The sequence below is a fragment of the Micrococcus sp. HMSC31B01 genome, from assembly GCF_001816085.1.
Classification (GTDB): domain Bacteria; phylum Actinomycetota; class Actinomycetes; order Actinomycetales; family Micrococcaceae; genus Micrococcus; species Micrococcus luteus.
This window is the reverse complement of record NZ_KV824943.1, coordinates 1-6,721: the sequence shown is the minus strand read 5'-3', so window position 1 is coordinate 6,721 and position 6,721 is coordinate 1. Positions and strand designations below refer to the sequence as shown.

The 6,721-nt window shown below is 72.2% G+C and carries 5 protein-coding genes; 1 reads left to right on the top strand and 4 read right to left on the bottom strand.

The annotated features are described in order from the left end of the window. Nucleotides 1-132: 132 nt before the first annotated feature. From HMPREF3105_RS01905 to HMPREF3105_RS01890, 4 genes are read right to left on the bottom strand one after another with little or no spacing between them, the layout of a single operon-like run. Nucleotides 133-1,278, bottom strand: coding sequence for a bifunctional 2-methylcitrate synthase/citrate synthase (locus tag HMPREF3105_RS01905; protein WP_036315727.1), 1,146 nt, complete (start codon nucleotides 1,276-1,278; stop codon nucleotides 133-135). 56 nt (nucleotides 1,279-1,334) lie between these two features. Continuing rightward, on the bottom strand, nucleotides 1,335-2,273 hold the full coding sequence (prpB, locus tag HMPREF3105_RS01900) for a methylisocitrate lyase (RefSeq protein WP_036315724.1): 939 nt from the start codon (nucleotides 2,271-2,273) through the stop codon (nucleotides 1,335-1,337). After that, on the bottom strand, nucleotides 2,273-3,799 hold the full coding sequence (locus tag HMPREF3105_RS01895; protein ID WP_070708643.1) for an MmgE/PrpD family protein: 1,527 nt from the start codon (nucleotides 3,797-3,799) through the stop codon (nucleotides 2,273-2,275). Before HMPREF3105_RS01895 ends, prpB begins: the two co-directional genes overlap by 1 nt. Beyond that, nucleotides 3,796-4,485, bottom strand: coding sequence for a GntR family transcriptional regulator (locus HMPREF3105_RS01890; RefSeq protein ID WP_070708642.1), 690 nt, complete (start codon nucleotides 4,483-4,485; stop codon nucleotides 3,796-3,798). The genes HMPREF3105_RS01895 and HMPREF3105_RS01890 overlap by 4 nt, the downstream gene beginning before the upstream one ends. 216 nt (nucleotides 4,486-4,701) lie before the next feature. Here HMPREF3105_RS01890 and HMPREF3105_RS01885 point away from each other — a divergent pair, with 216 nt between their 5' ends. Further along, nucleotides 4,702-6,657: an AMP-binding protein gene (locus HMPREF3105_RS01885; protein WP_070708641.1), complete on the top strand. Its 1,956-nt coding sequence runs from the start codon at nucleotides 4,702-4,704 to the stop codon at nucleotides 6,655-6,657. Nucleotides 6,658-6,721 lie beyond the last annotated feature (64 nt).

Genomic DNA, 6,721 nt, shown 5'->3' with positions numbered 1-6,721 from the left:
CGGGCCGCCCCACCCGGGGCGACCCGCCGTCGTCGTGCACGCGGCACCGCGCCGCGAGCGAATGGGGCGACGTGTCGGAGGTGATCTGCGTCTACACCTCCGACAAGTCGCCCCGACCGCCCCTCACGAGGCTCAGCCCGCCGGCAGCTCCCGCTGCTCGGGGCCGTCGTAGGCCGAGAGCGGGCGGATCAGCGCGTTCGCGGCGCGCTGCTCCATGATGTGGGCGGTCCAGCCGGTGATGCGTGAGGCGATGAAGATCGGCGTGAACAGCTCGGTGTCGAAGCCCATGAGGTGATACGTCGGGCCGGCGGGGTAGTCGAGGTTCGGCTTGATCTGCTTGGCCTCGTCCATGGCCTGCTCCAGACCGTCGTACAGGCCGAGCATCTCCTCGCGGCCGTAGTGCTCGATCATCCGGTCCAGTGCGGCCTTCATGGTGGGCACGCGGGAGTCGCCGTTCTTGTAGACGCGGTGGCCGAAGCCCATGACCTTCTTCTTCTGGGCCAGGGCGTCCTCCATCCATGCCTTCGCTCGGGCGGCGGCGTCCTCACGGGACTCCTCCTTCCGGATGCCGATCTCGTCGAAGGTGTGCATCACGGCCTCGTTGGCGCCGCCGTGCAGCGGGCCCTTGAGCGCGCCGATCGCACCGGTCACGGCCGAGTGCAGGTCGGAGAGCGTCGAGGTGATCACGCGCGCGGTGAAGGTCGAGGCGTTGAACGAGTGCTCGGCGTACAGCACCATCGAGACGCGGAACGCGTCCACGACCTCCGGGGCGGCCTCCTCGCCGAACGTCATCCACAGGAAGTTCTGCGAGTAGTCCAGGTCCTCACGCGGCTCCACCACCTCCTGGCCGCGGCGACGGCGCTGGTCGTAGGCGACGACGGCTGGGAACGCCGCGAACAGCGCCTGGGCCTTCTCCAGCTCGGCCTCGGGGGAGGAGTCCTCCGCCTTCGGGTGGTTCGCGCCGAGCACGGACACGGCGGTGCGGCCGACGTCCATGGGGTGGCAGTCGGTGGGCAGCAGGTCGATGGCCTGCTTCACCTTCGGGTCGAGGGCACGGTGGGTGCGCTCGAAGCGCTCGAACGCGGTCAGCTCCTCGTCCGTGGGCAGCTCACCCGTCCAGAGCAGCAGCGCGACGGCCTCGAACGGCAGCTGCGCGGCCAGGTCCTGCACGGGATAGCCGCGATACAGCAGGGAGTTCGTCTCCGGGTTGACCTTGGAGATCGCCGTGGTGTCCACGACGACGCCGGCCAGGCCCTTCTTGATCTCGGTCTCGGTCATGGTGTCCCTCCTCGGGGAGTGGGGCCCGCCCGCGCACGGGCGGGCCCGGTGACGGGTCAGAGGTCGGCGTGGTTGGCGCCGATGTCGAGCGTGGGCACGTCGAAGTTGAAGATGCCCGTGTCGAAGGCGTTGTAGCCCTCGTAGTCCACCAGCTCGTACAGGCGGGCGCGGGTGAGCATCTGCTCCACCTGCGACTGCTGGGTGCCCTCCTCCTTGATGGCGTGGAGCACGCGCTCGGCGGCGCCCATCGCGGAGCGCAGCAGGGTGACCGGGTAGATCACCATCGCGACGCCGGCGTCGGCCAGCTGCCGGCGGGTGAACAGCTCGGACTTGCCGAACTCGGTCATGTTCGCCAGGACCGGGACCCCGAGGGGCTCCAGCTCGCGACACACGGTCTCGAACTCGCCGATGTCCTTCAGGGCCTCCGGGAAGATCGCGTCCGCACCGGCCTCCACGAGCGCCTTCATGCGGGCGATCGCGGCGTCCAGGCCCTCCACGGCACGCAGGTCGGTGCGCGCCATGATGAGGAAGTTCGGGTCCCGGCGGGCATGGACGGCGGCGGCGATGCGCTTGACCGCGGTGTCGAGCTCCACCATGTTCTTGCCGTCGAGGTGGCCGCACCGCTTGGGGTTGAACTGGTCCTCGATGTGGCAGCCGGCCAGGCCGGCGTTCTCGAACTCCTGCACCGTGCGGGCCACGTTCATCGGCTCGCCGAAGCCCGTGTCCGCGTCGATGAGGCACGGCAGGTCCGTGAGGCGGGCGATCTGCCCGCCGCGCACGGCCACCTCGGTGAGCGTGGTCAGCCCGACGTCGGGCAGGCCCAGCTCGTTCGCGAGCACGCCACCGGAGATGTACACCCCGGGGAAGCCCTTCTCCTGGATCAGCTTGGCGGTCAGCGGCGTGAACGCGCCCGGGAACTGCTGGGCGCCGCCCTGCTTCAGGGTCTGCCGCAGGTCGATCCGCTTCTGTTCGGCCGTCTTCGTCGAGTACAGCATCAGAACAGGCCCTTCGGGGCGGCGGCGAGGTCGGCCTCGGACAGGAACGCCGGGTCCGCCAGGATGTTCAGCTGGTCCAGCTCGCCGGGCTGCAGCTCGGCCACGCGCTCGGCGGCGGCCAGGAAGCGGTCCTGCTCCTCCTTCGAGACGATGCCCTCGGCCAGGGTGCGGAACTTCTGGATGTACTGCTCGCGGGCGAACGGCCGGGCGCCGAGCGGGTGGGCGTCGGCCACGGCGATCTCGTCGGTGATGACGGCGCCGTCCTTGAGGGTGATCTCCACCGCGCCGCCGAACGCCTTCTCCGCGAGGTCCAGCGAGTGGTACCGGCGGGTCCACTCCGGGTCCTCCACGGTGGTCACCTTGTGCCACAGGGCCACGGTGTCCTCGCGCTGGGCGCGCTCGGGGGCGTAGGAGTCCACGTGGTGCCAGGAGCCGTCCTGCAGGGCCACGGTGAAGATGTAGGGGATGGAGTGGTCGAGGGTCTCGCGCGAGGCCGTCGGATCGTACTTCTGCGGGTCGTTGGCGCCCGAGCCGATCACGTAGTGGGTGTGGTGCGAGGTCTTGATCAGCACCGACTCGACGTTCGCCGGGTCGGTGGCCTCCGGGTGCTCCCTGTGGAGCTTGCGGGCCAGGTCGATCCAGGCCTGGGCCTGGTACTCGGCCGAGTGCTCCTTGGTGTAGGTGTCCAGGATGCCGCGCTTGGGCTCGCCCTGCTCGGGCAGCGGCACCTCGTAGGAGGCGTCCGGGCCGTCCAGCAGCCAGGCGATCACGCCGTCCTCGCCCTCGTAGATCGGGACGGGGGAGGTCTGGCCGCGCATGGCGCGGTCCACGGCCTCGACGGCCATCTTGCCGGCGAACGCCGGGGCGTGGGCCTTCCACGTGGAGATCTCGCCCTTGCGGGACTGGCGGGTGGCGGTGGTGGTGTGCAGGCCCTGGCCGATGGCCTGGAAGATGGTCTCGGTGTCCAGGCCGAGCAGGGTGCCGATGCCGGCGGAGGCGGAGGGGCCGATGTGGGCCACGTGGTCGATCTTGTGGCCGTACAGGTTGATGGACTTCACGAGGTCCACCTGGATCTCGTAGCCGGTGGCGATGCCGCGGATCAGGTCCTTGCCGGAGCGGCCGGCGTGCTGGGCGACGGCGAGGATCGGCGGGATGTTGTCGCCCGGGTGGGAGTACTCGGCGGCCAGGAACGTGTCGTGGTAGTCCAGCTCGCGGACGGCCACGCCGTTGGCCCACGCGGCCCACTCGGGGGAGACCTTCTGCGCCACACCGAACACGGAGGCGCCCTCGCCGCCGGTGGAGACCGGGTGGGACAGGGCCTGGGCGCGGGCGGCGACGATCGGGCCGCGCTTCAGCGAGGCGACGGCGACGGAGGCGTTGTCGATGATCCGGTTGATGATCATCTCCTCGACCTCGGGCAGCACCTCGACGTCGTCGACGGCCACCTCGGCCAGCTTCCAGGCCAGCTGGTCCTTGCGCTCGAGGTTCTCCTCGGAGCGGTGGACGCGCACGTGATGGTTCTTCATGGTCGGTCTCCTTCGGTGGGGGTCAGCAGGGTCGGGGTCTCCTCGGCGCGGCCGCGCCGGGTCAGATGGTGGAAGGCGTGGTGCAGGTGGACCCGCGTGGTCGCCTCCGCGAGGTCCGCGGCGCCCGAGCCGACGGCGTCGGCGATGTCCGCGTGCTCCGCGGCGGAGGCCGCGAGGCGGGCCGGGTCGTCCGCGGCCAGGCGGCGCAGGCGCGCCAGGTGCAGGCGCAGGGTGCGCAGGGTGGAGACGAGGTAGGGGTTCGCGGCGGCCTCGTCCAGCCGGCTGTCCAGCTCGGCCGTCATCGCGTAGTAGTCCGCCGGGTCGGTCCCGCCGCGCAGGGCCACCTCGGCCTCCTGGAAACGGCCCGCGAGGACCGTGAACCGCTCGGCCGCCTCCGGGGTGGCCCGCTGCGCGGCCCGGCGCGCCAGGAGGGACTCGAGGGCGATGCGCAGGTCGAACAGCTGGTCCGCCTGTTCGAGGGACAGGTCGGCGACGACGATGCCCCGGCCCGGGGCCTGCTCGGCCAGGCCGTCGGCCACCAGGCGGGAGAGCGCCTCGCGCAGAGGGGTGCGCGAGATGCCCAGGCGCTCGGCCTGCTCCACCTCGCCCAGGCCCGCGCCCGGAGGGAGGGACCAGTCGAGGATCTCCGCCCTCAGGGCCTGGTACGCCCGCTCACTCGCTCGCATGCCGCCAGTGTATACACAACAGTCCCGCCGAGGGCAGGGGGTGTGTCCGATGCGCGTGCCGGGCGACGCCGCCCACGGGGAGTGCCGTCCGGCGTGCGGGGGCTGGGTGGTGCGTCCCCGGCGCGGGACTCGCGCGTGCCGCCACGCCTCACTGACGGGGCAAGAAATGTATACAGATTCCTTGCCCCCTGTGATCCACGGCACTACCCTGGGCGCATGGCGACCCACGATGCCCCCACCGAAGACCGCCCCTCCGGCGCGTACGCCGACGCCCACGCCCGGTCCCTCCGCGACCCCGAGGGGTTCTGGCTCGACGCGGCGCGCGCCATCGACTGGACCGTCGCGCCCACGCGCGCCCTCGACGACTCCGCCGCGCCCCTGTACCGCTGGTTCCCGGACGGCGAGCTGAACACCGCCTTCAACTGCCTGGACCGGCACGTCGAGGCGGGCCGCGGGGACGCCGTCGCGCTGATCCACGACTCCGCGATGACCGGCGAGGTCACCCGCTACACGTACGCCGAGCTCACGGACGCGGTGGCCCGCCTGGCCGGCGCCCTGGCCGCGCGCGGCGTCGGCAAGGGCGACCGCGTCCTCGTGTACCTGCCGATGATCCCGCAGGCCCACATCGCGATGCTGGCGTGCGCGCGGCTCGGCGCGGTGCACTCCGTGGTCTTCGGCGGCTTCGCCCCGCGCGAGCTCGCCTCCCGCATCGACGACGCCGCCCCCGACGTCGTGCTCACCTGCTCCGGCGGCATCGAGCCCAAGCGCCGGGTCGAATACCTGCCCGCCGTGGCCGAGGCGCTCGAGACCGCCGCGCACCCCGTGCGCACGGTGCTGGTCCACCACCGCGAGGGCTTCGAGACCGCGCTCGCGGACGCCGACGGGCGCGGGGGCGCGAGCTGGGAGGACTGGGGCGAGGCCGTCGCGGCCGCCGAGCCGGCCGACTGCGTCCCGGTGCGGGCCACCGACCCGCTGTACGTGCTCTACACCTCGGGCACCACGGGCAAGCCCAAGGGCGTCGTCCGGGACAACGGAGGCCACGCCGTCGCCCTGCGCTGGACCATGGAGCACATCTACGACGTCGGCCCGGGGCAGGCGATGTGCACCGCCTCGGACGTGGGCTGGGTCGTGGGGCACTCCTACATCGTCTACGGACCGCTGCTGGCCGGGGCCACCACGGTGATGTACGAGGGCAAGCCCGTGGGCACGCCCGACGCCGGCGCGTTCTGGCGGCTCATCGAGGACCACGGGGTCCGGTCCTTCTTCACGGCCCCCACGGCGCTGCGCGCGATCCGCCGCGCCGACCCCGAGGGCGAGCTGCTCCAGGCCCACGACCTGTCCTCCCTGCGGCACTTCTTCGCCGCGGGCGAGCGCCTGGACCCGGAGACGCAGCGGTGGATCGAGGGCCTGCTGGGCATGCCGGTGATCGACCACTGGTGGCAGACCGAGACCGGCTGGGCCATCGCGGCGAACCCGGTGGGCCTGGAACAGCTGCCGGTGAAGATCGGGTCGTCCTCGGTGCCCTCGCCGGGCGTGGACCTCGTGGTCCTGGACGGCCTGGGCGAGCCCGTGCCCGCCGGGACCGAGGGCAACATCGCCCTGCGGCTGCCGCTGCCCCCGGGCACCCTGCCCACCCTGTGGCGCGACGACCAGCGCTACATCGACTCCTACCTCAGCGCGTTCCCCGGCCATTACGCGACCGGTGACTCCGGCCTCGTGGACGAGGACGGCTACGTGTTCGTGCTCGGGCGCACCGACGACGTCATCAACGTCTCCGGGCACCGGCTGTCCACGGGCGTCCTCGAGGCCGCCCTGGCCGCCCACCCGGCGGTGGCCGAATGTGCCGTGATCGGCATCGCGGACCCGCTCAAGGGCCAGCGGCCCTCGGGCTACGTGGTCCTCAAGTCCGGCGTCGAGACGCCCGAGGCCGGCTCCGAGGCCGAGGCCGCGCTCCTGGACGAGCTGCGTCAGGCGGTGCGCCGCGAGGTGGGCCCGGTGGCGGACTTCCGCGACGTCGTCGTGGTGGACGCGCTGCCCAAGACCCGCTCGGGCAAGATCCTGCGCAAGACCATGCGCCAGATGGCCGACGGTGAGGAGTACGCGGTGCCCTCGACCATCGAGGACCCCGCCGTGCTCGACACGCTGGCCGGCCTGCTGCGCCCGGCCCGCTGAGCCCCGCTCACGTGCGGCCGGCCCAGCGGTACTCCTGCTCGGGCCGGCCACGGCCGCCGTGCCG

Coding starts and splice junctions, on each gene's coding strand:
- HMPREF3105_RS01905 (WP_036315727.1), bottom strand. CDS start 1,278: ATGACCGAGACCGAGATCAAGAAGGGCCTGGCCGGCGTCGTCGTGGAC.
- HMPREF3105_RS01885 (WP_070708641.1), top strand. CDS start 4,702: ATGGCGACCCACGATGCCCCCACCGAAGACCGCCCCTCCGGCGCGTAC.
- prpB (WP_036315724.1), bottom strand. CDS start 2,273: ATGCTGTACTCGACGAAGACGGCCGAACAGAAGCGGATCGACCTGCGG.
- HMPREF3105_RS01895 (WP_070708643.1), bottom strand. CDS start 3,799: ATGAAGAACCATCACGTGCGCGTCCACCGCTCCGAGGAGAACCTCGAG.
- HMPREF3105_RS01890 (WP_070708642.1), bottom strand. CDS start 4,485: ATGCGAGCGAGTGAGCGGGCGTACCAGGCCCTGAGGGCGGAGATCCTC.